The following is a 22,423-nucleotide window of genomic DNA, read 5'->3' on the forward strand; positions in this document are numbered from 1 at the left end:
TTGAACCGGACAGGAGTTTCCTGAAAGTTTTGACAAATTGGTCCGGCAACCCCGGCCTCCCGGCTGCCCTCCGGCAATTTTCGCGGGAATGATATGCCCTTCCCAGCCCTGCGGCAAATCCGCCGCCAAGTCCGGCGTTTCACCGCTTCCGGCCTGATATGGGCATACGGCTTGGGCCAAGGCGATCCGACCGATCTGCGGCAAGTGAAGACATTGATTTTCGCGGCCAAACCGGACATAGTGCCTGCACGTCCATGGGACGACATGGAGGATACCGTGAAGGACAAAGCCTTGCGCGCCTTGATCGTGGACGATGATTTCTACTGCCGCAGCTACCTGCAGGAAATTCTGCATCCCTACGCATACTGCGACATCGCCGTGAACGGCGATGAAGCCATCTTCGCCTTTCGCCGGGCCTGGTCCGAGAACAAGCCCTACGACCTCATCTGCCTTGATCTGGTCATGCCCGAAATCGACGGCCACAAGGCCCTGCGCGAGATAAGGGCCATCGAGAAAGAGATGGGCCTAGCCAAGGACAAGCAGGTCAAGATCATCATCACCACCGTGCTCGACAATAGCAAGGAGACCCACGACGCTTTCTTCCTGGGCGGCGCCACCTCCTTCCTGGTCAAACCCATCGACGAAAACATGCTCCTGGCTGAACTGCGCAAGCTTGGAATCATCGAGGCCAGTCCCCAGACTACCTAGGCGGCATCCCCGCTATTAGACGACTTCCTGAAACCCGGCCCTGCCGGGTTTTTTCTTGACTCCTCCCGAACTATCCCGGCTTGATGTTCCGCTTGGCCGGCCCTCTGCGCAGGGCCAGCTAACCTAAATGCATTTCCGCTAATATTAAGGGGGAAGCACGCCAAGGGCTGTACACGCAATCATAATGCACCGTAACGGCCGTAGCCGTCCGAACCTTACCCGCGCAGTTTTGGGCGCGGCCTGTCTGGCGGCTTTGTTGATATGCCTATCTTGCGCGCCCAAGGAGCCAAGGTGGACCCAGCCTGGCGCATCTTTCATGGCCCTGGACCTGGACCAGGCCGATTGCCGGGCCACGGCCGAAGCCATGGCCCGCGAGGCCTCCGCGCTAAGGCAGCGGCCACCTCCTGACACGGCCTGGCGCATCTATCTGCGCTGCATGTCCAGCAAAGGCTGGGTGGCCGACAAAGTCGATGACTCCGACACACCCTTGCTCTCCAGCAATGAACATCGCGGGTCCAGGGGCGCGCGCGCCCCTGATGGGAGGGGCTTGGGGAGGGCAACGCCCTCCCCAACTCTTGCCCAGGCCAATTGCACCGACGCGCCAAGTTTGGCCGGCGAGGAAGTTCAGCCACCCAAAGGGTTTGTCCTGGTGGAGCGTTCGCTTCACGGCCTAGGACCGGCCATGTCCTGCGCGTACAGATACCATGGTCTTCAAGGCGCAATCCTTAGCCTTGAGAGCCAACGCAACGAAGACGGCTTTCTGCCGGTGGCAGCTCCCGTGGGACCTGGCTTTCTGCTCGTGGATCGCGGGCATGATGCGGTTGGCGATCTGAAAGTTTCCTGGGCCGCCACGACCGGGCGACGCAACGGCACGGGTATTCGTAGTTTCACGGCTTTCGCGCTCGTCGGCGATGGGCGGGAACGGCTGGCCGTAGCCGTGGCGGCTCCATTGGCGGCAAGCGGCGGGCCTGTCCTGCCTGGGCTGCACATTTCGCATGAGCGGCGCGAGTCATTGCTGGATATGGCCCATACGTGGCGAGAGTGGCTTGCAAGGGCGCTGGACCGACAGTAAGTCAAACAGGTGCAATACGAAAATATGGAGGCGCGAATGAACATAGTGGTCCTGGATGGAAAGACCCTGAACCCCGGAGACAATCCATGGGATGAGTTGGCCGGCCTTAGCGAGCTGACGGTGCATGACCGCACCGCGCCGTCCGAGGTTGTGGAGCGCGCCCGCGATGCGGATATCCTGTTGACCAACAAGACGCGCCTGCCTGCCGAAGTCATCGAGGCGTTGCCCAAGCTGAAGCTCGTCTCGGTGCTGGCCACGGGCTACGACGTGGTGGACGTAGCGGCCTGCGCCAGGCGCGGGATTCCGGTCTCCAACGTGCCGGGCTACGGCACGGCCTCCGTGGCCCAGCATGTCTTCGCGCTTATCCTGGAGCTGGCCAACGAGGCGGGCGTTCATGACGCGGCGGTCAAGGCCGGCGAGTGGCGCGGCCCGGACTGGTGCTTCTGGAAACGTCCCGTGCTGGAGCTGGCCGGCAGAACCATGGGTATCGTGGGCCTCGGCTCCATCGGCCGCGCCGTGGCGCATCTTGCCCATGCCTTCGGCATGCGCGTGGTGGCCAATTCTCGCAGCCGTCGTGACCCGCTGCCCTATCCGGGCTTCGCTTGGCTCGATCTGCCCGAGCTGTTCGCCGTGTCCGACGTGATTTCCCTGCACTGCCCCCAGACCAAGGACAACGCGGGCTTTGTGAATAAAACGCTGCTTGAGCGCATGAAGCCCGAAGCCATGCTCGTCAACACGGCCCGCGGCGGGCTCGTCAACGAGGCCGACCTGGCCGGCGCGCTCAATGCCGGAGCCATACGCGGCGCTGGCCTGGACGTGGTCTCGGTCGAGCCCATCCGGCCAGACAACCCGCTGCTCATGGCGCGCAACTGCATCATCACCCCGCACATGGCCTGGGCCTCACGCGAGGCGCGCAGGCGGCTCATGGTCGTCACCACCGACAACGTGCGCGCCTTTCTCGCCGGCAAGCCGCTCAACGTGGTCAATGGCCTGACGTAAATCTATAGCGGCCTTTCCAAAGCCGGGTGAAAGGGCTAAGCAGGGGCTATTGGCTGGAGGACCGCAATTTTGCGGCCCCGTACAGGGCTCGGGAGAAAAGAGCATGGACCAGCAGCCCCAGGACCGCGTGGTGGTCATCGACGAGGATAACGCCTCCTGTTCGCTGGTCAGCAGGCTGTTGGCGACTCTGAATTATGCGACGCCGGATTGCCTCTCGCCCGATTCCGCCGACGAGGCAATGAAACGCGCGAACTATGACCTGGCCTTCATCGATATCACCGCCTCGCGCCGGGGCGGCATAGAGTTGGCTCGGCGGCTGCGAAACAAGCTGCCCCACTGCGTCACCATCCTCATGTCGTGTCAGGCGAGCTTTGATGATGCCGTGGAGGCCATGCGTAGCGGCGCCCACGACATTCTGCGCAAACCCGTGGACGGGCACGAGCTGGCCTTGGCCCTGAACCGCTATCAGGAGCAAAAGCGCCTGCGGGCCCGCGTTCTGCAAGCCGAGAAGCAGTACGTGCGCCTGGTGCAGAACATTCCCGTGCTGGTATTCTCCCTGCGGCCGGACATGTCCCTGGCCTTCGTCAACCAGGCCAGCCAGGAGCTACTCGGCTATCAGCCCTTCGAGGCGGTCATCGAGCCGCGCTGGCTACCCAGCCGCCTGCACCCGGACGACAGCGAGCGCATGCTGGTCCAACTCGCGGCCGCCATGGATTGCCGTTCGCCCTTCACGTCCCAATGCAGGCTCATCCACCGCTCGGGCCAGACCATCCACACGCTCATCAAAAGCATCTCCTGCTCCGCGACCGAGGACGAGGGGCCTCTCCTGCAAGGCGTCATCCTTGACATCACCGACCGCGTGCTCCTTGAGCAGGCCCTTATCCAGGAAGAGAAGCTCAAGACGCTGCAAGTCATCTCCGAGGAGGTGGCCCACGAAGTGCGCAATCCGCTTACCTCCATCGCCGGGTTCGCCACGCGCCTGGGCCGCAAGCACCCCGAATCGGGCGAGACGACCGAGATCATCCTCATGGAGGCCAGACGGCTGGAGAAGCTCTTGAACCGCATCCGCAACTACCTCAGCCCGGTGCGGGTGACGCAGCAGGCCTGCGCCATGAACACCCTGCTGACCGAGTGCGTGCATCTGCTTTTCATGGATCTCCAGAAGCAAGGCGTGTGGTGTGTGCTTGACCTGGCGCAGGATCTGCCCCAGGTCTTCGCCGATCCCGATCTGCTCAGCCAGGTCTGCGTCAACCTCATGCTCACCAGTCTGCGCGAGATGCCGAGCGGCCAAGTGTTGACTATCCGCAGCTTCTCCTCGGGCGGCGCCGTGCAGGTCCAGTTCCGCTACCAGGCCGCCGCCGGCGCGGGCTCCCAGGATCCGGAAAAGCTTTTCATGCCTTTCGACCAAGGCGGCCAGAGCCTTGGACTGGCTTTGGCCTATCGCCTGGTGCAGAACATGGGCGGGCTTTTGACCTTCTCCATGGAATCCGGGCAGTCCGTGTTCACTGCCTCCCTGCCGCGTCTCTCGCGCGAGGGCGGCATGCTCTTCTCCGAACGCAGGCTGGCCCCGTCCACCACCACCTCCGTGCGCACCTCGCCGCGCGCCTCCGTGGGCGAATGCTCCTTCGAGGAGCTGCTGGATCGGGAGTGGGTGCTCGCGCTGCGCAAACGCGATCCGATTGCGCTCATCCTGGCCGACGTGGACCATTTCGAATCCTACATCGGCATGTACGGCCGCAAGCATGCCGAGGAGGCCTTGCAGCGCATTTTCGAGGCCCTCAAGAGTTCTCTGCGCCGCCCGGCGGATTTCGCGACCAGGCTTTCGGAGCAGCAATTCGCAGCAGTGCTCCCGGATACCAACGAATTCGGCGCACTCATCGTAGCCGAGACCCTGCGCCAAGGGGTGGCCGATCAGGCCATCCTGCACGAGGGCGCACGGCTCGCCGGCAAGCTGACCATCAGCGTCGGCGTGGCCTCCTTCATCCCAAGCAATGAAACGACTTCACTCGACCTGCTGGCCGAGGCCTCGCGCTCGCTCTATCAAGCCAAACTCAAGGGCAGGAACAGGGTCTATGCTCCGGGCATGAAGGCCGAGGAGTCCTCAACCGGCGAAGCCAAAGCCGGCTAACGCCCAATTAGAGCATTTTGCTTTTGAAAATGCTCTGCAAGCCATGCGTCGGCATGGCTTGCCGCCGCGTAGGCGTAGGCGCAATTCACTTGCGCCGTCAACGCCGGAGCGGGCGTCTAAAAAGCAATCTGCTCTAGGATCTGGAGAGGGATTTGTCCGCACGGGACGCGGGGGCATCAGCTCGGCCGGTCAAGTCCATGGCCGAGCAGACCAGGGCCGAACGGCCCTCGAAGAGCATGGGGGCTGCGCTCACGTCGCACCATTTTTCTTGGCCTTGCCCATCCACCAGCAACCTCCCCGTGACGGTCTGCCGGCTCGGGCCGGACCTTCCGGCTACAACATATTGCGGATGACATGGAAACAATGGGGGGTGCAGGGAATGCCGCTCCCGGGAGAGTCCGAGAGAGGGCAACGTCCTTTCTCGGTTCAAACGCAAACAGCTTTAAAGCGTGGTCACGGTGTTCTTGCCCCTGCGCTTGGCCAAGTACAGGGCTTCATCGGCGCGCCGCAGAAGATCGGCTCCGGTGTCGCCCGGGGCGAAGTCCGACACTCCAAAGCTGCAGGTAACCCGTCCGACTCCGCCCGGCTGCCCTGACTCTATGAGCGCCCTCAGCTTCTCGCCCAGCTTGGCCATTTCTTCGGGACCGCACCCGGGCGCCAGCAGCATGAACTCCTCTCCGCCCCACCTGGCCAGCCGGTCAAGCTCGCGGATATTGGCCTCCACGAGTTTCACCAATCCCACCAGCACCCTGTCGCCAGCGTCGTGCCCAAGCTCGTCGTTGATGCGCTTGAAATCATCGATGTCGAACATGGCCACGGACAGGGGCGTACCGTAGCGAGTCGCGCGCTTCATTTCTTCCGACAGGAATTCCTGAAAACTCATGCGGTTCATGGCCCCGGTCAGGTGATCGGTGCTGGCTTTGTAGATGAGTCCGCGTTTCTCGCTCTCCAGGCGGGTCACGTCCGTGAAGCAGAGCACGTACTTAGGTGAATCCGGGAGACGGTTGGACGTAGCCAGGAACGCCCGGCTCTCCACGTCCGAATCGCCGCTGCGGAAGGTGACCAGGACATCCCGGTCATGGCCGCGGATGACGAGATCCTGCCAACCCTCGAGCGCCTCGGGATCCTGGACGTCATCCACGCTGAGCATCCATTCGTGCAATTGCCGTCCCGAGCGCAGAAGCTCCTCCATGGAGCCAAAGCCTATGAACTCCAGGAAGGTCTTGTTGACGTACTCGATGCGCCCGGACTCGAAAGTGACCATGAAATTTGGATTGATATCGAGCAGAAATCGGTTGTAGCGATTAGCCTCCTCCACCTGTCGCCGCTGGCGCAATCCTTCGGCGCAACGTTCGACGCACTGAAGAAGTTGGCCTCGCTCGATGGGCTTGACCACATATTTGTCAATACCGAGCTCGATGGCCCGAAGAAGATTATCCGTTTCGTTATAGGCCGTGGTGACGATGATCGGCACGTCCTTGTCGCGCTCGCGGATGGCTTCGACCATCTCAAGGCCGGTCATGCCCGGCACGCGTATGTCGGTGATCACGATATCCGGCCGTTTCTCAAGGAAAATGTCCAACCCCTCCTGGCCGTCGGAGGCCGTATATAGCCTGCCGATCACCTTATCCAGCAGGGTGGATACGGAAAATTGGATGATGGCGTCGTCCTCGACATAGAGAACCGCCTGTCTTGCAAGAAATTCCTTGAGTTCAAGGGATTGCATAATCAATTTTTCTAGGAAGATACAGGTGATCGACTTTTAGACTTTAGGATTATCTATCATGACGCCTCCGGCAAAGTAAAGATCCGGACTGCCGCCTGTCCCGCTTTGCCAGCGGTTGGCTTGCGGCGCGGTTCATGATACTTGGAACGCTAATCGCAACGCCAATTCAAGTACTAGACCAATATCGAGGACAACGAACAGCCACGGTGCGGTTGAGCAAATCGCCGCACTGGCAGGCAAGGAGCGCACCAGGTGGACATTAATCTGGCGAAGCCTTTCATCAAGGCGACAGTGGACGTTCTTTCTACCATGGCCATGATCACTCCCACGGCAGGCAAGCCCTACGTTAAGAAGGATGCCGTGGCTCACGGTGACGTATCGGGCATTATCGGCATAACCGGCGAGCACAACGGCACCATTTCCGTGACCTTTTCCAAGAAGTGCGCCCTGGCCATAGTGAAAAACATGCTCGGCGACGACATCCAGGACGTGCTGAACGACGTCAAGGATGCCGTGGGCGAGATAACCAACATGATCTCAGGCCAAGCCCGGCGCGGACTGTCGGAGATGGGCTACGTATTCCAGGCCGCTACGCCCTCGGTGATCATGGGCAACAACCACACCATCTCCCATATCAGCGGCGGTCCCATTATGGCTGTTCCATTCACGACCGAGCACGGCGACTTTACCGTGGAAGTCAGCTTCGACGCCGACTGATCAGCGAGTCGGCACGGCCATGCGCTTCAGGGAGCAACTCAAGGACGCGGGTTACAGGCTTTTTCTCGGCACGGTTGATGCAGCCGTATACGAGGATTTCCATTGCAAGACTCCGCGCAAGGCTGTCTGGTTGCATAAGGAAGGCAGCTTCCAGTGCGCCGGCTGCAAGGAACAATGTGAGACAGACTCCCCCAGGGGTTTCCAAATCTTCCTTGACCTAAAATGAGCCGACAATGCAGCACTCCGTAAACCTCGTGGCCCGCCTCGCGTGCCTTTTCACAGTGGCGGCCTTGTGTTTTGCACCTTGTCAGGGGCAGGCTCAGGAACCCTTGCCGCGCCTGGAGGGCGATCCCTTCGCCCCAAGCCAGACACTGCAGGGGACCGATCCATTTCTGTTCGACATCAATCTCTTCGATTCGGCTCAGCACATGGAAGAGCTGTGCCGCCAAGCGCTGGCCGCCGCGACTTGCAAGCCCGAAGGCAACTACAACTTCGTGCGCGAGCAGGAGCCCACCCCCCTCAAATCAAGGCAGGGCGTAAAGGCGCGCACCAAGGAACGCGTCCTGGTCTTCAGTGGATTTTATGGGGCGTCGAATGCGCAGTTCTACTGCCAAACCGATGACAGACGCATCAGCATCTCCAGCGAAGCCTGGGGAAGCAAGCGGATCACCGTGCCCTACGAGCAGGATCAGGAAAAACGCTGCCTGAAGGCCACGGTGTCCACCGAAGCCTGCGGGGGAAGCAAGGCTTTGCGAGTCTGCGACGAACAGCGCTAGGTCCGTCCGCCACCGATCGCCGTCAAAAATACCTTCAGAATCTGCGCCGCCAGAGCATGAGGCCCAGTACCGGAACGATGACGTACAAGGGCCAGTACAATTCATTGCGGCCGCACCACAGGGTTACGGCCAGCAAAGCCAAGGCGTAGGCCCAGGCCTCCAGGAACTTCCCGATCGCCAGCCTGCTCAGCCCCAACATTTCCAGCCGAAGCCGCGTGACCGCCGGCCCTTCCTCCTCGCCGTCCATGTCAGGAATGGTGAAGGAGGATTGAAGCTTCCTGCCGCACCGGTTGCAGAAGCGCTGGTCATCGCTGTTTTCCAGCCCACAGCTCGTGCATATCATTCTGTTCTCCTGGCCGACGCCCAGCCCCAGTCTTGACCAGGACGGCATCTTGCCCCATTATCCATGATTCCAAAGAGGAATGCATGGATCGCACCAAAAAAAGCTCGGCAGGCGCCATGGCCCGCAAAACACTGCGAAGCGGCGCGGCAAGTCCGGCCAGCCCCTTTGATGATGTGGCCTCCAGCCTGCTCGACGCCATGCCGTTCATGGTGCTCATCCTGGATTCCGAGCGCCGCATCGTTCACACCAACGCGAGCGCGCTCCGTTTCCTCGATATCATGAATCCCGAAGACGTGCGCGGCATGCTCGCGGGCGAGGCTTTCGACTGCGCACGTCTCGGCGAAAGCGACATTCCCTGCGGCTCAAGCGACGCCTGCCAGCTATGCGGAGCCCACCAGGCACTTACAGCTTGCCAAAAAGGGCTGGGCGGCGTGCGCGAATGCCGCCTCACCACGCGCCAGGGCGGCCTGCACCGCACCCTGGACCTCATGATCTGGACGAGCCCGCTGCGCATCAAAGGCCAACCATATTCCATGCTCTCCTTCCGGGATGTCAGCCGGGAGAACAGGGCCCGCATGCTCGAACGCATCTTCTTCCACGACGTGGCCAACACCCTCTCGGGCATCCAAAACCTCGTGGGGCTCATTGTCGATGACGGCGGAACCATCGCCCCCGAGGACCTGACGCTGCTGTGCACCGCCGTTGAGCATCTCTCGGAGGAGATCACCTCCCAGCGCGACCTGGCTGCGGCCGAACGCGGCGAACTGGTGGTGCGTTCCGCCCGTATATCCTCGCGCGAGATTTTGGCTTGGCTTCGGGAAAGCTACAGCCTGCGCAACGCGGCCAGGGGCAAGACGCTGGCCGTCGACGATTCCGCCGCCGAGGTGACCTTCGAGAGCGATCCCGTGCTGCTCAAGCGCGTGCTGGGCAACATGATCCTCAACGCCCTGGAGGCCTCCGAGCCAGGCCAAACCGTGACCCTGGGCTGCCATCTGTGCATGGATGGGCAGTTTGCTGGGCCGATTTTCTGGGTTCATGATCCCGAGCCCCTGCCCCCGGATATTGCCACGCAGCTGTTCCAGCACTCCTTCAGCACCAAGGGAGAAGGCCGAGGCCTCGGAACCTACAGCCTCAAGCTGCTGGGTGAAGGCTATCTGGGAGGAACGGTCAGCTTCGACAGCGCTCCGGACAAGGGCACGACATTCCGCATCGCCCTGCCCCTGCGTCCCGAACCCAAGGAGGCTTCCTTATGAGCCGGCAACTTCTCGACGACCTGCGCCAGGCCGCCGAGCGCATCCGCCAGGTCGAATCCGAGGCCCGCACAGCCATCGACGGCGGCGACGAAGCCCGCTACCGCCAGCTCTACGCCGAAAAGGTCGATATTCTTCTGGGTTTGCCCGACCTGGTTGAGCCGCACCTGGCCGATCTGCCCGAACCTCTTGCAGATCGCCTAGCCCACGAGGTGGAAGGCTTCGCCGCCCGTGCCGGTAGCGCCAAGTCCCTGAACAGCATCTTCTACATGTACGCCCTGCTCTATCCCGACGACTACCGCGAGGGCGACCCGAACGACCTGGAGCGCTTCATCGATCGGCTGGAGAGCCGGATCAAGTAGCTCGTCTTACATGAGAACTGGGAAGGGCTTTGCCCTCCCCAGGCCCGACCCACCAGGGGCGGACGCGCCCCTGGACCCGCGAAGTTCATTTGCGAAATTCCTTGAAAATTAGGGGTCCAGAGGAATTATTCCTCTGGCGGGAGAGAGCCCGAGAGAGGGCAGCGCCCTCTCTCGGTTGCCTAGCAGTCTATTCCGGCGCGGCGCGCAGGAAGATGCCCGGCCGGAGCAGGTCCGACTCGCAACGCAGCACGGCCGTCAGGCCAGGGTTGAGCACGTCCAGTCGGCCGCCATCTTCGCTTTCCAATGCATAAGCAGGCAGCTCGGGCCTGCGCAGGCCTGGCAGCATGGCCTGCACGCGCCGGCCGGACGTCCAGCGCCCACGGCAGCCGATGCGCCAGGAGTCCGGGCCCAGACGCTCCTGCACCTTGGCCAGGACATTGCTGCACAGGGCGGGCACGCCATCGAAATAGCGCGCCCTGCGGCCCGCCTTGCGCGCGCCGGGCAAGAACAAACCCGAGCCCATGGGCCGGGTGGAGGCAAGGGCCAACTCGGTCAGATAGAGTCCGGGCCGGAAGCGGCCCTCGCCGAAATCATCCAGGGCCGTACGATACACGTCCACGACCTGCGCCACATAGAGCGGGCTCTTCATGCGGCCTTCGATCTTGAGCGCGGCCACGCCCAGCCTAACTAAAGCAGGCACATACTTGATCAGGCACAGGTCCTCGGGCGCGAACATCATGGAGAAGTCTTGCTGCTCCTCGATCTCCCAGGTCGTCTCGCCGGGCCGCAGTTTCTCCTCGACCTCCAGGCGCAGTGAAGCGCCGGGCGCGGGCTTGTACTCGAAGCGGCAAGGATGGCAGCAGGTGCCCTGGTTGCCCGAGCGGCCCGTGAGCCAAGCGCTGAGCAGGCAGCGGCCCGAGATGGCCAGACACATGGCCCCGTGCACGAAAACCTCGGTTTCCAGTTCCGGGCACTCCTTGCGCAGGGTGCGCATCAGGGAGCGCATGTCGCCCAACTCCAGCTCGCGGGCCAGGTTCACGCGACTTGCGCCCATGTCGTGCCAAGCCATGGCCGCGGCCGGGTTCATGGTGCTGGCCTGGGTGCTCACATGCAGGGGAACGTGGGGCAGCCGCCGCCTGGACATGGCCATGACGCCGGGGTCGGCGGCGATAATCCCGTCCACCCCGCCGGCCGGCATGTCCGCCAACCGCTCCAGATGCTCCGCCAAATGCGGCAAATCGCCGGGCATGGGCAGCGCGTTCAGGCAATAGTAGACCCGCGCGCCCGTGGCGTGGGCCTGGGCCACGGCCGCCGCGATCTGTTCCCAGCTCATGTGCGCGTTCGCGGCGCGCAGGTTGAGCCCCGGCCCGCCCAGGTACACGGCGTCGGCGCCATAGGTCAGAGCCGCGGCGAGCTTTTCCAGGTTGCCGGCCGGAGCCAGTAGTTCGGGCAGCGCGAATTTGAGTGATTTCCGCATGCTATGCCGGCAATCCTTGGGAGCGGCGCAGGGCCTTCAAGCCTTCCAGCACGGAATAGGGCACGTACAGGTCGCCCCGGCCCTTGCCCAAGCGCAGGTGCGGCTTGTTGAGCCCATGGAAATCCGACCCTCCGCTGACCACCAGGCCCAGGCGGGCGGCCAGGTTCTCGTAATTACGGGTGTCCTCGGGCGAGTGCTCGGGGTAGCGGGCCTCCAGTCCATCCAGGCCCAGGGGTTTCATGCGCGCGAGAAAGCCTTCCAGCGTGGCCAGGTTCACCTTCTTGTACAGTCTGGGATGCGCCAGGCAGACCGTGGCGCCCTCGGCCTTGAGCATGGCCACTGCCTTGTCGGGCGACAGCACGACCTTGGGCACGTAGGCCTTGCCGCCCGAAGCCAGATATTTTTCGAAGGCGTCCTGCAGGGTCTTCACGTAGCCTTTCTCCTGCAGAACCTGGGCGATGTGCGGCCGGCCGATGGTGCCGCCTGCGGCCTTGGCCGCGATCTCCTCGTAGGATACGTCCAGGCCTTGCCGTTGCAGGCGCGCGGCGATCTCGCGATTGCGCTCGGCGCGCTGTAGATTCAGGTATTCAAGCGCTTCGGTCAGGCCGCTTTGGCCCGTCGGCACCCAATAGCCGAGGATGTCCATGGTCCCGAGGTCGGACCGCACCGAGAGTTCCACTCCGGGGATGACCTCCAGGCCATTATCGCGGCCGGCCTCCATGAAATCGCCAAGTCCCTGCACGGTATCGTGGTCCGTGAGGGCCAGGGCCTCCAGGCCTGCGGCTTTGGCCGCCACTACTATCTCCGTCGGGGTCAGTGTGCCGTCTGAGGCCGTGGAATGAATATGCAGATCGATGCCGGGCATGCGTTCCTTCTGGAAGTGTTGGCGGTAGAGGCCGGAAAAACCGAAGCCGAGACAGATTTGCTAGGCCAATGCCGGACGGGCGTCAATGTTCCGTCTCCTTGCCACTGGCCCACTGGAGCGGGAGCAGCCCAGTCGAGCGCCCGCGCATTGCACGACCGGCCGAAGCCGTTTAGAATGCCAACCCGGCCAAACGCCGTACAAAGGAGTCGAGCATGACGCTGAACAAAGACTTGCTGGATATATTGGCCTGCCCCAAATGCAAGGGCGACCTTCGGCTGACGCCCGAGGAGGACGGCCTGATCTGCGAAAAGTGCGGCGTGGCCTACCCCATCCGCGACGAGATCCCCATTATGCTCGTGGAAGAGGCCATTCCCCTGACCACATGGGAAGAGCGCCGCCCCGCGCGCGAGCCGCGTGAGTCTTGATGACCTGAGTCTAGTTCACCCTGATCGAGCTGGCGATCTGACCGGCCAGATTGACTTGTTGGACCTGACGGGCCGCAGCCACGGCCCCTGGCCGGGATGATGCACATAGTCTAGGAAGATACTTGACTATTACTCCTCCGCTTTTATTGTGAAGAGTGCAAGATCAACCTCTTCGCCTTCAGGAGGAGAATACTCATGGTCATCGATTTCAGTACACTCTACGATTTCCCGCGACAGTTCGATCGGCTCCTTGAGGAGTTCACCCGGCCCTACGCACTGAGCGAGCGCCGCCTGGCCTACCCACCCCTGAACATCACCGAGGACGACCGGAACCTCTACGTAAGCGCCGAAATTCCCGGCGTGGCTATGGAGGAGCTTGAGCTGTCCCTCACGGACAAGAGCTTGGTCATCAAGGGCGAGCGCAAGGGCGAGCAAGGCAAGTACTTCCGCCAGGAAAGGCCCGTGGGCGCCTTTCAGCGCGTCATTACCCTGGGCATCCCGGTGAACCGCGAAGCCATCAAGGCCAGACTTGCCAGTGGCATCCTGGAGATCACCCTGCCCAAGGCCGAGGAAGCACAACCCAAGAAGATCAGCATCGACGTAGGGTAAGGAGGCGGACATGCCCAACGACGTGAAGAAAAGCGAGCAGCAGGTCCAGCAGCAAGAAAAGCGCTATCCCCTCGTGCGCCCGGCCACGGATATAATAGAGCGCGAGGACGGCTTCCACATCTTCATGGACCTGCCCGGCGTGCGCAGGGAAGACCTGATCATCGACCTCAAGGACAACGAGCTCAAGGTTTCGGGCAAGGCCGTGCACCCGACCCAGGCCAAGGGCGAAACCCTGGCCCTGGAATTCACCAGCGGCGAGTACACGCGCACCTTCACCTTGTCCGACACCGTGAACCGCGAGAACATCAAGGCCAATATGAAGAACGGCGTGCTGGAGCTGCACCTGCCCAAGGCGGAAAAAATGCAGCCCAAACGCATCGAGATTCAGGCCGGATAGCCCAGGGCATTTCTCCGCGAGAGAAGCACCTTTCGCAGCCCATGCGATCGGATAATTGGTTCCATTGGTTCGTTCATATTAAGGAGCCCGCCTGCGGGCTCCTTTTTTTTTCCCTGCGGATGCGCTAAACAGCCTACACCGGCCACCCGGCCCCAATCGCCAACCGCCCGACCCGGAAAGCATGCACGACCAGCCAGTCATCGTCTCGGCCATCGTATCGGCCTACAAGTGCGAGCGCTTCTTGCGCGGCTGCCTGGACGATCTGCTGGCCCAGAGCCTCATGCCGAACCTGGAGATCATCGTCGTGGACTCGAGCTCGCCCGAGAACGAGGGGGAGATCGTGGCCGCCTACCGCGAGCGCTGGCCAGACACCATCGTCTACATGCGCACGGAGCGGACCGAGACGATCTACGGCGCCTGGAACCGCGGCATCCGCGCGGCGCGCGGCCGTTACGTGACCAGCGCCAACGCCGACGACCGCCACGCGCCCGAGGCCCTGGAGCGCATGGCCCGCGAACTGGACGCCGATCCGGAATTGGCCCTGGTCTACGCCAACGCCATCATCACCATGACCGAGAATGCCTCGTGGCAGGAGCCGCACGCCGTCGGCCGCACGGATTGGCCCGCGTTCGATGCGCGCACGCTCTCGGCCTACTGCTACCTCGGACCCCAGCCCATGTGGCGGAAAAGCCTCCACGAGCGCTACGGCTGGTTCGACCGAGACTTCACCTCGGCCGGCGATTACGACTTCTGGCTGCGGCTGGCTGCCGGCGGCGAACGCTTCAAACTCATCCCTGAGTGTCTTGGCCTGTACTACATGCACACGGCATCGCTGGAGCGCCGCGACAAGCCCAGGGCCCGCCGGGAGACGTTCCTGGCCCGCAAGCGCAATCCGCTGCCAAGAACCGCGACACGAACGGACCCGTGAACGCCATGCGCACCTTCATCTTCATACCTCCGGTCAAGCAGGCCACGGGTGGCGTGGCAGTGCTCTGCGCCCTGGCCGCGCACCTGCACGCCGAGGGCTTTCCGGTTCGGCTCGTGCTGCGCGAGCGAGGCTGGCGGCCTCAAGGCTTGGCGGAAAATGTTCCGCTGCTGGCCTGGCAGGAGCTGAACCTCAAGCCGGATGACATATGGCTTACGCCCGAGGGCTGGGCCAACGCTCTGCTGCCTGGCCTTTCGGCCGGAGCGCGCTGTCTAGTTTACTGCCAGAACCAGGCTTACCTGTTTTCCTCCCTGCCGGCCGGGGTGGATTGGCGCAAGCTGTCCGTACGCATGCTGGCCGTGTCGCAACCCGTGGCCTGGTACATCGGCCAGACCCTGGGCCTGGACTGCCCGGTGCTGCGGCCGGGTATCGACCTGACCGCATTTCACCCATCCACGGCCAAGCCGTCGGGCGCGCTGCGCATCGCCTGCATGCCGCGCAAGAACAAGGCCGTGCTCGATCGCGTGCGCGAGGTTTTCAGCGCGCGCACAGCGGGACGCCTGAATGTGGAGTGGCTGCCCATCGCCGGCCTGGACGCGTGCGGCGTGGCCGAGGCCTTGCGCTCGGCGCATCTTTTCCTGGCAACCGGTTTTCCCGAAGGGCTTGGCCTGCCGCCACTGGAGGCCATGGCCTGCGGCTGTCTGCCCGTGGGCTTCGCCGGCTTCGGCGGCTTCGACTACATGCGCCAGGCGGCCGACGTCCCCGGCGCGTATACGCCCTGGTTCCCCCTGCGCGAGGTTGACTGGAGCGGCAACGGCTTGTGGTGCGCCGACGGCGACGTGCTGGCAGCGGCCATGGCCCTGGAGACGGCCGCGCACTGGTGGCTTGCGGATGATCCGCGCCTGCAGGCGGCTCTGGAGTCCGGCCAGCGCACCACGCAGGCCTATTCCCTGGATCGTCAACGCGAGGCGGTCGCAGCATTGTGGGCTACGCTCGGCCAGCCTGCGTGAAGCAGTGAAAGAGAAACCAGGAATAAATACAGAAATAGATTGGCCTGAAGGCACTGTAGAAGCGCTTTCATAAGCCACATCGCCTCAGATTACGCCAGCGATTTCCAACCTCGGCAGGTGCATCCTGGCTCTTATGAGGCCGGCTCCAGTCAACTTGGGGCGTGGAGAGTTTTCTGGTATAATTAATGAACAAAGCAGCGGCCTAGTTTAGATTCCTTTTCTTGAGCACCTTGCAAGTGAAATGAGGTGTCCAGGGAAATCATTTCCCTGGCGGGAGAGAGCCCGAGAGAGAAACGAGCCGCCCTGGCAGGCAGCGCCCTCTCCCAGGTCAAATGCAACTGCACTAAATCCATGAAGTGAATTTGGGTCTACGGCGGACCCAAGATAACGAAACAAAGCCAATCGCCCGCAAGCCCTTGGGCCCGAGGAGCTGAGCGGGCATTGCCATTGCGTGAAGGCCATTATTGATCAGCCCATGGGCTGCGCGGGCTTGGGGCGAAAGGCGTCCACCCCGGTATAATCAGGAGCAGTCATGTCCAAGAAATCCCCGGAGCGCACTCCGCCCGAAAGCCTGCACCTGCCGCGCGTGGGCGTGGAAACTCACGCCCATCTGGACAGCAGGGAGTTTCGCGACGATCTGCCGCAGGTCCTGGACCGCGCGGCTGCCTCGGGCATCGTGGCCATGGGCCAGGTATTCCTGGGTCCAGAGGCATATCAGGCCAATAAAGCACTGTTTGAGGGCCACCCCGAGGTCTTTTTCCTGCTCGGCGTGCACCCCACCGATGCGGACAAATGCTCGGATGCGGCACTAGAGGCCATGGGCGCGGCCTTTGCTTCGGATGCGCGGATCAAGGCCATCGGTGAGATCGGCCTGGATTTCTATTGGAAGGACGTGCCGCCGGAAACGCAGCAAAGGATTTTTCGCGCGCAGCTCGCCCTGGCCCGCGAACGGGACCTGCGCGTGGTGGTGCACAGCCGGGACGCTTTTGCCGAGACGCTGGCCGTGCTCGACGACATGGGCTTCAAGGACCGCCCTCTGCTTTGGCACTGCTTCGGCGGCGACGAGGCCATGGCCCGCGAACTGCTCGCGCGCGGCTGGCTGCTGTCCATCCCCGGTCCGGTGACCTATCCCAAGAACGTGGAGTTGGCTCGCGCCGTGGCCGCCGTGGACATGGACCGGCTGGTGGTGGAAACCGACTGCCCCTATCTGACGCCCGAACCCTGGCGCGGCAAGCGCAACGAGCCCGCTCTGGCAGTATTCACCGCCGCGCGCATCGCGCAGCTCAAGGGCTTGACCGTGGAGGACGCCTGGCGGCACATGGGACAAACGGCCGCCAAGTTTTTCGGCCTGGAACTGCCGAAGTAGCAGCTAGGATGAGGTCTTCAGCCCCTCGGTCCTGGTCAGCTCGGCATTGAAGTGCCCCACCACGACCTTGCCGCGAATCTTGACCGGTATGCGGTGCTCGTCGTCCGTGACCCATATCTGCAGCACCGCGTCGTCGCTCTGCTTGAACACGCCGCCCAGGTGCTTGAGGTCCGGCTCCACGAGAAATGTATCGAAGGTGCCGGCCTCCACGGTTACCGTTTCGCGCTGGATGACCTTTGCCTCGCCCACGACGAACTTCTTGCCGTCCGTGACCGGGCTGGTCAGGGTCTGGCCCGCCTCCAGTTCCGGGATAAGCCGGAAGAAGTAGTACACGGCCAGTTCGTCCAGGGTGCGGCCCGGCATGATCTCCGTGACCCGCTTGTTGCCGCTGGAGCTCTCGTAAAAGGCCTTGCCGTCCTGCTGGTCGAAACGCACGGTATAGCTGCGGCGGTAGCCGCCCTCACGCTGTTTTTTGGACAGCAGGAGCGAACTGCGCGCGTCCGGGGCAACATAGGAATCAATGCGGTCGCGCACCTTGTAGAAGAAGTCGAAAAATGGCCGGGTCTGGGCGGTCATGGAAATGTGCAGCGCCGGGCGGCCCTCCAGGTCAACGAAGTTCTCCACGGCCAAGACCGCGTCCGCCACCGTGATGCGCTCCCACTTGAGCGCGAAGTGCAGGCGTTCGCCTGGCTCGAAGGGCAAGGCAATGGCTTCGGGGGGAGTCTGGATCTTGGTGGTGGCCAAGGTGGGGGCCGCGGACAGCAGCAGGCAGGCCGCGGCCAGGAAGGCTAGGGTGTTTTTCAGTAGCATGTTCAGGCGGGCGCGGGTTTTGCCGCGCGCAATGTTAGAAGTCCATCCTCGTCGCGCCTGGCGGTTAGCGCGAAATCAAAACGGTCCAGAGCTGTGCACAGCTCGAAGTCGCGCTCCGGCGCGTAGTCGGCCTTGGAGTCGAAGAACTTGCGGGCCGATTCGATGGTCGCCAGGTAGCCCTTGATGACCTCGAACCGATTGGGCACGCCCTGCAGCTCGTTCTTCATGTACATGGCGCACAGGTCGTCCTCGCCGCTGCGCTCCCGGCCCGCCGTGCCCATGGCCACGAACGTGACCGCCTCGGGCTCGCGGGACCTGATGTATTCGACCGTGGCGCCTAGGTTGACGAAGCTGCCGGTCAGCACCTCGCTGACCTCGGGCGCGGACATGGCGGCGACCAGGCCCTGAGTCCCCGCGCTCGTGGTGTGCACCACCGTGCGGCCCGAAAGGTCCACGGCCTCGACCTCCGTGGGCGAATTGCCGAAATCGAAGCCCGGCTGCTTGATGCCATCGCGCTCGCCCATGAGCAGCCAGTCGGGGTGCTCGCGCTTGAGCGCATAGGCCTGCTCCAGTTCGGCTACGGGGATGATGCGCGCCGCCCCGGCGTTGATGGCGTAGCAGGCCGTGGAAAAAGCCCGGAACACGTCAATGACCACGGTCAGCCCCCTGGCATGGTGCGCGCCCCCCAGCAGGGCGTGAATGGATATCTGCATGGCGTTCTCCTGCGCTGGTCTTGCTGGCTGGATTTGGCCGGGACTGGCCGAAATTGGCCAGAGTTGATGATACCGGCTGCATCCGGTCCTTACCGCCGGGCGCGCATCGAGTAAAGCCGAGAGGCCTCAGCTTGTTAAATGCCAGAGTGCGCGTTAGCATGCAAGTGGAGGTGACGTTATGCGAGATTCTTCGAACGCGAGCGTCCGGCAGGTCCAAAGCATCAATTGGGCTGCCATACGGCGTGAAGTCGAGCTGGCCAAGAATCGCCTGAACTACGCGGAGACATTCAGCCAGCGCAATTCGCCACGTCCGCCTGTAAGCGAGGAGTTGCGAGGAACCATCCTTGCTTCCCGGACCTAGGAGCCTGCATGGACCCGCATGAGACGGCCCAGGGATCGGTCGGTCCAAGCGGATTCGCTTCCGCCGATCCGCTGTTGGCCGAGCTGGTGGAAGTGAACAAGGCCGTGCTCGCCGAGCTGCGGCTCATCCGCGCCGAATTGGCCTCTCTGCGAAAACATGTGGTTGAACGGCCCGGGTGTTCTTCCCCCGCTCCTTCCACGGTGACGCACCGCGAACAGCCCCCGAGCTCGCCCGAAAGCAAGGATTCGCGCCCGGACCTGGTGCAGGCAATCATCGCCCGCAACAAGGCCCGCGCCAAGAGCGGCGGAGCCGGAGGCCGCCAAGTTCCATAAGCGGCAGGTTGCGATGAAATGCAACAGGCTTGTGGAATCGGACGGTTCGATCTTTCGCTTCTCTTTTTCAGGAGAAGGCAAATCCCCGTGGTTCCCATACTCCCCTGAATCAAGTACACCGACGGTTTCAGAGGGTCCTGATCCTATATTGGCCTGCTTAATGCACATATAGGCCGAAGTAGAGCGCCGGGCGTCAAAGTTCCGCCCGGAAACTGGAGAACGCAAGCGGGGAGGCGTGATGATATTCGGCGGCAGCAAAAAGTTTAAAAACGCCGGGGAAGATGAAAGCCGAGACCTGCAAAATGATCAGGCGCGCGACGCCTATCTGAGCGGCAAGTTCAAGATCGTGACCACCGACTCCATAGACGGACGGGACGTGAAGCTCGTCTTCGGCCTGGTGGTGGCCCGCGGCTACAACTTCGATACGGCCTTCTACGGCCTCATCGCCCGCGCCATGGACGCCGGCGCGGAAGCGGTCCTCGGCTACCGCGAAAACGTGGCCTTCCATCCCGAGGGCGACCGTTTCTATAGCTGTTACGGCACGGCGGTCATGCTCCAGCCCAAGAAATAGCGGGGCTCCGCCCCTGCACCCCGCCAGGAGGCGACGGCCTCCTGGACCTGCGAATTTTTTTGACTGATGGCCCGACAGCTTTGCCGGGCCATCAGCCTTTGTGCTTCCTCGTCTATTCGGGATAACCTAACCCTGCCCAGCTCTCGTTCAAACAGCCTTTGCCTGTCAGAAACAAAAAGGCCTGGCCGGTTTAACCGGCCAGGCCTTGCCAACTCGCCACAGGGCGGGGCGAGATCAGGCTTTCTTCACGCTGATGAAGTGCTCCTGCAGGGCCAGGGAGCCGCCGGCCAGACAGTCCTTGTCCAGGCCGCCGGGCATGAGCCGCTGGTCGGCCGCTCCGCGCTCGCCGGCGCGGGACTCGGGGCGCAGCTTGTGACCGAAGCCGTGGACCATGAAGGCCGCCTCGGGATGGATCAGGTCCGTCACCGTGGCCTTGATCTTGGCCGAGTAGCCGTTGTTGGACACCTCCACCAGATCGCCGTCGGCGATGCCCAGGGTTTTAGCGACCTTGGTGTTCAGCCAGACGGTGTTCTCGGGCATCTGCTCGTTGAGCAGCGGGTTGTTCACGGTGTGACCCTGCGTATGCACGCCCACGCGCGCGAACACGATGCGGAACCTGCCCTCGGGCGGGCGCTCCGGGCTCTCGTAGGGCTTGAGCGAACTGAAGCCCATCTCCTCCCAGACCGGGTTGATGATCTCGATCTTGCCCGAAGGAGTCTTGAACTTGATCTCGGAGCGGGGCTTGTAGATGGGCTTGGCGCTCAACTCCACGAAGCCGCACTCGTCGAAGTCCTCGATCTTCACGCCCGTGTCCTGCAACTGGTAGTTCCAGATGTCCTCGATGGAATCGAAAGCCAGCTTGTCGATGCCCAGCCGCTTGGCCAGGCCGCACAGGATCTCCCAATCGGCCTTGGTTTCGTAACGCGGCGAGATGGCCCGCTTGCGCACGAAGAACATGGGCTTGAGCCCGCCCTTGTGCGCGATGATGGACTCGCGCTCCAGGTAGGGCGACAGGGGCAACACCACGTCCGAATGCCAGGCCGTCTCGGACCAGGAGAAGGTCACGGACACGAGCAGGTCGAGCTTTTCCCACTTCTTCTTGATGGCCTCGGGGTCCGGCAGGGCCATGAGCGGGTCGTGGCGGAAGCAGAGGTAGGCCCGCACGGGATACGGATCACCACTCTCGATGGCGTTGTAGGCCTTGTCTATCATGCCGGGACCCGGATCGATGTGCTTGTACTTCCAGCCCGCGCCGTCGGCGCGCTTGGCCGCTGGTTTCTCGAACTGGCCGGCCAGGCTCTTGAGGCCCTTGCGGCCCGCGTCGGCGGCTTTCATGGTCAAGGGCAGGCCGCCCTTGGAGCCGATGGAGCCGAGCAGGGCATTGATGATGTAGGCCGTGCGGCAGACCCAGAAGGAATCCTTGTAGCGCGCGGCCATCCAGCCCGGGTGCCAGATGACGCTCGGAGCGGCCTCGGCCAGCTCCTTGACGAAGTGCACAATGCGGCTGGCCGGAATACCCGTCTCTGCCTCGGCCCACTCGGGGGTGTAGGGCCGCACGAAGGCCTTGAGCTGCTCCAGGCCGTTGATCTGCGTGGCGGCGAATTCCTTGTCGTACAGCCCGCGCTCCAGCAGCACGTTGATGACGGCCAGGTTGAAGGCGTAGTCCGCGCCAGGACGGATCATGAAGAAGTTATCGGCCTTGCTGGCAGTAATCGTACCGCGCACGTCGATGACCGTCAGCTTGCAGCCGCTTTCCAGCGCGTCGAGGGTATTGTTGACCTCGCTGACGTTGATGGCCTCGAAGATGTTGCGCGTTTGCAGCACGATGTGCTTGGCGTTCTTGAGGTCGTAGGAGAACTCCTTGCGGCCCATGCCCGTGACGGATTTGGCTGCGTGCTGGACGTTGCGCGCGCAGGACACGTCATGGTTACAGTAGTTGGGCGAGCCGAAGCCCTTGACGAAGGCTTGGTGCAGGTCCGGGAACGGACCGCCGCGGTCGGACCAGAGCAGCGTCTCGGGGCCGTGCTCGGCCTTGAGGGCCTTGAGCTTGTCCGCTACGTAATCCAGCGCCTCGTCCCAGCTGACCCTGCGCCACTTGCCCTCGCCGCGCTCTCCCTCGCGGATAAGCGGATATTGCGGGCGCTCCGTATCTTGACTGAGTGCATAGCCGGCGCCGCCGCGTGCACACAAAGCACCCTTGAGATTCTTGGGGTTACCCTGAAGGAAAAGGCACTCGTCGTTCTCTACATCCGCCTGGATAAGGCAACGAACAGTGCACATGCCGCACACGCTATACACTTTTTTTGGGGCCATCTAAAGTCCTCCGGATGACGTAAGGGGTCTCCCTTGTATCTAATCGGGTTCTCGATTCTAAGCCGCTAACAATCCTTGAGTCTTATGGCAAGCGAAAGTTCCTTTTGTGAAGGAATGGGCAAGTGCTAGTTTATTTTTTATAGTTTGTCCCAAAACGAACGTATGGTT

Annotated in this window: 25 protein-coding genes; 17 read left to right on the top strand and 8 right to left on the bottom strand. The window is 62.6% G+C overall.

Annotation, left to right across the window (positions count from 1 at the left end; genetic code table 11):
- Nucleotides 1-291 precede the first annotated feature (291 nt).
- From H585_RS0105795 to H585_RS0105810, 4 genes are all read left to right on the top strand, one after another.
- Nucleotides 292-708: a response regulator gene (locus H585_RS0105795; RefSeq protein ID WP_027367130.1), complete on the top strand. Its 417-nt coding sequence runs from the start codon at nucleotides 292-294 to the stop codon at nucleotides 706-708.
- Nucleotides 709-1,024: 316 nt separating this feature from the next.
- Entirely contained in the window at nucleotides 1,025-1,780 is a 756-nt protein-coding gene (locus H585_RS23215; protein WP_027367131.1) for a hypothetical protein, read from the top strand.
- A 36-nt stretch (nucleotides 1,781-1,816) separates the two neighbouring features.
- Nucleotides 1,817-2,779, top strand: a complete 963-nt coding sequence (locus tag H585_RS0105805) for a D-2-hydroxyacid dehydrogenase (RefSeq protein ID WP_027367132.1) — start codon at nucleotides 1,817-1,819, stop codon at nucleotides 2,777-2,779.
- A gap of 103 nt (nucleotides 2,780-2,882) precedes the next feature.
- Nucleotides 2,883-4,907 carry a diguanylate cyclase domain-containing protein gene (locus H585_RS0105810; RefSeq protein ID WP_027367133.1) on the top strand — a complete coding sequence of 675 codons (2,025 nt, stop codon included), beginning with the start codon at nucleotides 2,883-2,885 and terminating at the stop codon, nucleotides 4,905-4,907.
- 133 nt (nucleotides 4,908-5,040) lie between these two features.
- On the opposite strand, the gene H585_RS23220 is transcribed toward H585_RS0105810, so the two are convergent.
- Nucleotides 5,041-5,193, bottom strand: coding sequence for a hypothetical protein (locus tag H585_RS23220; RefSeq protein WP_154658845.1), 153 nt, complete (start codon nucleotides 5,191-5,193; stop codon nucleotides 5,041-5,043).
- 156 nt (nucleotides 5,194-5,349) lie between these two features.
- Nucleotides 5,350-6,633, bottom strand: coding sequence for a GGDEF domain-containing response regulator (locus tag H585_RS0105815; RefSeq protein ID WP_014259751.1), 1,284 nt, complete (start codon nucleotides 6,631-6,633; stop codon nucleotides 5,350-5,352).
- A gap of 252 nt (nucleotides 6,634-6,885) precedes the next feature.
- Here H585_RS0105815 and H585_RS0105820 point away from each other — a divergent pair, with 252 nt between their 5' ends.
- Nucleotides 6,886-7,350, top strand: coding sequence for a chemotaxis protein CheX (locus tag H585_RS0105820; RefSeq protein WP_014259750.1), 465 nt, complete (start codon nucleotides 6,886-6,888; stop codon nucleotides 7,348-7,350).
- Between the two features lie 233 nt (nucleotides 7,351-7,583).
- Nucleotides 7,584-8,126: a hypothetical protein gene (locus tag H585_RS0105830; protein ID WP_027367134.1), complete on the top strand. Its 543-nt coding sequence runs from the start codon at nucleotides 7,584-7,586 to the stop codon at nucleotides 8,124-8,126.
- Nucleotides 8,127-8,160: 34 nt separating this feature from the next.
- Here H585_RS0105830 and H585_RS0105835 read toward each other — a convergent pair whose 3' ends face one another.
- Nucleotides 8,161-8,469: a zinc-ribbon domain-containing protein gene (locus tag H585_RS0105835; protein ID WP_014259747.1), complete on the bottom strand. Its 309-nt coding sequence runs from the start codon at nucleotides 8,467-8,469 to the stop codon at nucleotides 8,161-8,163.
- An 83-nt stretch (nucleotides 8,470-8,552) separates the two neighbouring features.
- Between H585_RS0105835 and H585_RS0105840 the strand changes: the two genes are divergently transcribed.
- Nucleotides 8,553-9,722 carry a PAS domain-containing sensor histidine kinase gene (locus tag H585_RS0105840; RefSeq protein WP_027367135.1) on the top strand — a complete coding sequence of 390 codons (1,170 nt, stop codon included), beginning with the start codon at nucleotides 8,553-8,555 and terminating at the stop codon, nucleotides 9,720-9,722.
- Nucleotides 9,719-10,081, top strand: a complete 363-nt coding sequence (locus H585_RS0105845) for a hypothetical protein (RefSeq protein ID WP_027367136.1) — start codon at nucleotides 9,719-9,721, stop codon at nucleotides 10,079-10,081. Before H585_RS0105840 ends, H585_RS0105845 begins: the two co-directional genes overlap by 4 nt.
- A gap of 187 nt (nucleotides 10,082-10,268) precedes the next feature.
- Here H585_RS0105845 and H585_RS0105850 read toward each other — a convergent pair whose 3' ends face one another.
- Complete coding sequence (locus H585_RS0105850; protein WP_027367137.1) at nucleotides 10,269-11,558, bottom strand: peptidase U32 family protein; 1,290 nt, start codon at nucleotides 11,556-11,558, stop codon at nucleotides 10,269-10,271.
- A 1-nt stretch (nucleotide 11,559) separates the two neighbouring features.
- The gene (locus H585_RS0105855) at nucleotides 11,560-12,423 is read right to left on the bottom strand and encodes a PHP domain-containing protein (protein ID WP_027367138.1); all 864 of its coding nucleotides are present in this window, start codon (nucleotides 12,421-12,423) and stop codon (nucleotides 11,560-11,562) included.
- A 212-nt stretch (nucleotides 12,424-12,635) separates the two neighbouring features.
- On the opposite strand from H585_RS0105855, the gene H585_RS0105860 reads away from it, so the two are divergent.
- From H585_RS0105860 to H585_RS0105885, 6 genes are all read left to right on the top strand, one after another.
- Nucleotides 12,636-12,848 (top strand): Trm112 family protein, encoded by a 213-nt coding sequence (locus tag H585_RS0105860; RefSeq protein ID WP_027367139.1) that lies wholly within the window; start codon nucleotides 12,636-12,638, stop codon nucleotides 12,846-12,848.
- 195 nt (nucleotides 12,849-13,043) lie between these two features.
- Entirely contained in the window at nucleotides 13,044-13,457 is a 414-nt protein-coding gene (locus H585_RS0105865) for an Hsp20/alpha crystallin family protein (protein WP_014259742.1), read from the top strand.
- Between the two features lie 10 nt (nucleotides 13,458-13,467).
- Entirely contained in the window at nucleotides 13,468-13,854 is a 387-nt protein-coding gene (locus tag H585_RS0105870) for an Hsp20/alpha crystallin family protein (protein WP_014259741.1), read from the top strand.
- A 181-nt stretch (nucleotides 13,855-14,035) separates the two neighbouring features.
- Nucleotides 14,036-14,782, top strand: a complete 747-nt coding sequence (locus tag H585_RS0105875; protein WP_027367140.1) for a glycosyltransferase — start codon at nucleotides 14,036-14,038, stop codon at nucleotides 14,780-14,782.
- Between the two features lie 5 nt (nucleotides 14,783-14,787).
- Nucleotides 14,788-15,789, top strand: a complete 1,002-nt coding sequence (locus tag H585_RS0105880) for a glycosyltransferase family protein (RefSeq protein WP_027367141.1) — start codon at nucleotides 14,788-14,790, stop codon at nucleotides 15,787-15,789.
- 532 nt (nucleotides 15,790-16,321) lie between these two features.
- Nucleotides 16,322-17,155: a TatD family hydrolase gene (locus H585_RS0105885; protein ID WP_027367142.1), complete on the top strand. Its 834-nt coding sequence runs from the start codon at nucleotides 16,322-16,324 to the stop codon at nucleotides 17,153-17,155.
- Nucleotides 17,156-17,158: 3 nt separating this feature from the next.
- Here H585_RS0105885 and H585_RS0105890 read toward each other — a convergent pair whose 3' ends face one another.
- Both H585_RS0105890 and H585_RS0105895 read right to left on the bottom strand, forming a co-directional pair.
- Nucleotides 17,159-17,965, bottom strand: coding sequence for a DUF3108 domain-containing protein (locus H585_RS0105890; protein ID WP_027367143.1), 807 nt, complete (start codon nucleotides 17,963-17,965; stop codon nucleotides 17,159-17,161).
- A gap of 2 nt (nucleotides 17,966-17,967) precedes the next feature.
- Nucleotides 17,968-18,678 carry a 2-phosphosulfolactate phosphatase gene (locus H585_RS0105895; RefSeq protein WP_027367144.1) on the bottom strand — a complete coding sequence of 237 codons (711 nt, stop codon included), beginning with the start codon at nucleotides 18,676-18,678 and terminating at the stop codon, nucleotides 17,968-17,970.
- 178 nt (nucleotides 18,679-18,856) lie between these two features.
- Here H585_RS0105895 and H585_RS0105900 point away from each other — a divergent pair, with 178 nt between their 5' ends.
- The 3 genes from H585_RS0105900 (at nucleotide 18,857) to H585_RS0105910 (ending at nucleotide 19,942) form a co-directional block, all read left to right on the top strand.
- Nucleotides 18,857-19,039, top strand: a complete 183-nt coding sequence (locus H585_RS0105900) for a hypothetical protein (RefSeq protein WP_005988970.1) — start codon at nucleotides 18,857-18,859, stop codon at nucleotides 19,037-19,039.
- 8 nt (nucleotides 19,040-19,047) lie between these two features.
- Nucleotides 19,048-19,371, top strand: a complete 324-nt coding sequence (locus tag H585_RS0105905; protein WP_027367145.1) for a hypothetical protein — start codon at nucleotides 19,048-19,050, stop codon at nucleotides 19,369-19,371.
- A 238-nt stretch (nucleotides 19,372-19,609) separates the two neighbouring features.
- Complete coding sequence (locus H585_RS0105910) at nucleotides 19,610-19,942, top strand: hypothetical protein (RefSeq protein WP_005988974.1); 333 nt, start codon at nucleotides 19,610-19,612, stop codon at nucleotides 19,940-19,942.
- A gap of 234 nt (nucleotides 19,943-20,176) precedes the next feature.
- On the opposite strand, the gene H585_RS0105915 is transcribed toward H585_RS0105910, so the two are convergent.
- Entirely contained in the window at nucleotides 20,177-22,255 is a 2,079-nt protein-coding gene (locus H585_RS0105915) for a molybdopterin-dependent oxidoreductase (RefSeq protein ID WP_027367146.1), read from the bottom strand.
- Nucleotides 22,256-22,423: the final 168 nt, after the last annotated feature.

The organism is Desulfocurvibacter africanus subsp. africanus DSM 2603 (assembly GCF_000422545.1).
Taxonomy (GTDB): domain Bacteria; phylum Desulfobacterota; class Desulfovibrionia; order Desulfovibrionales; family Desulfovibrionaceae; genus Desulfocurvibacter; species Desulfocurvibacter africanus.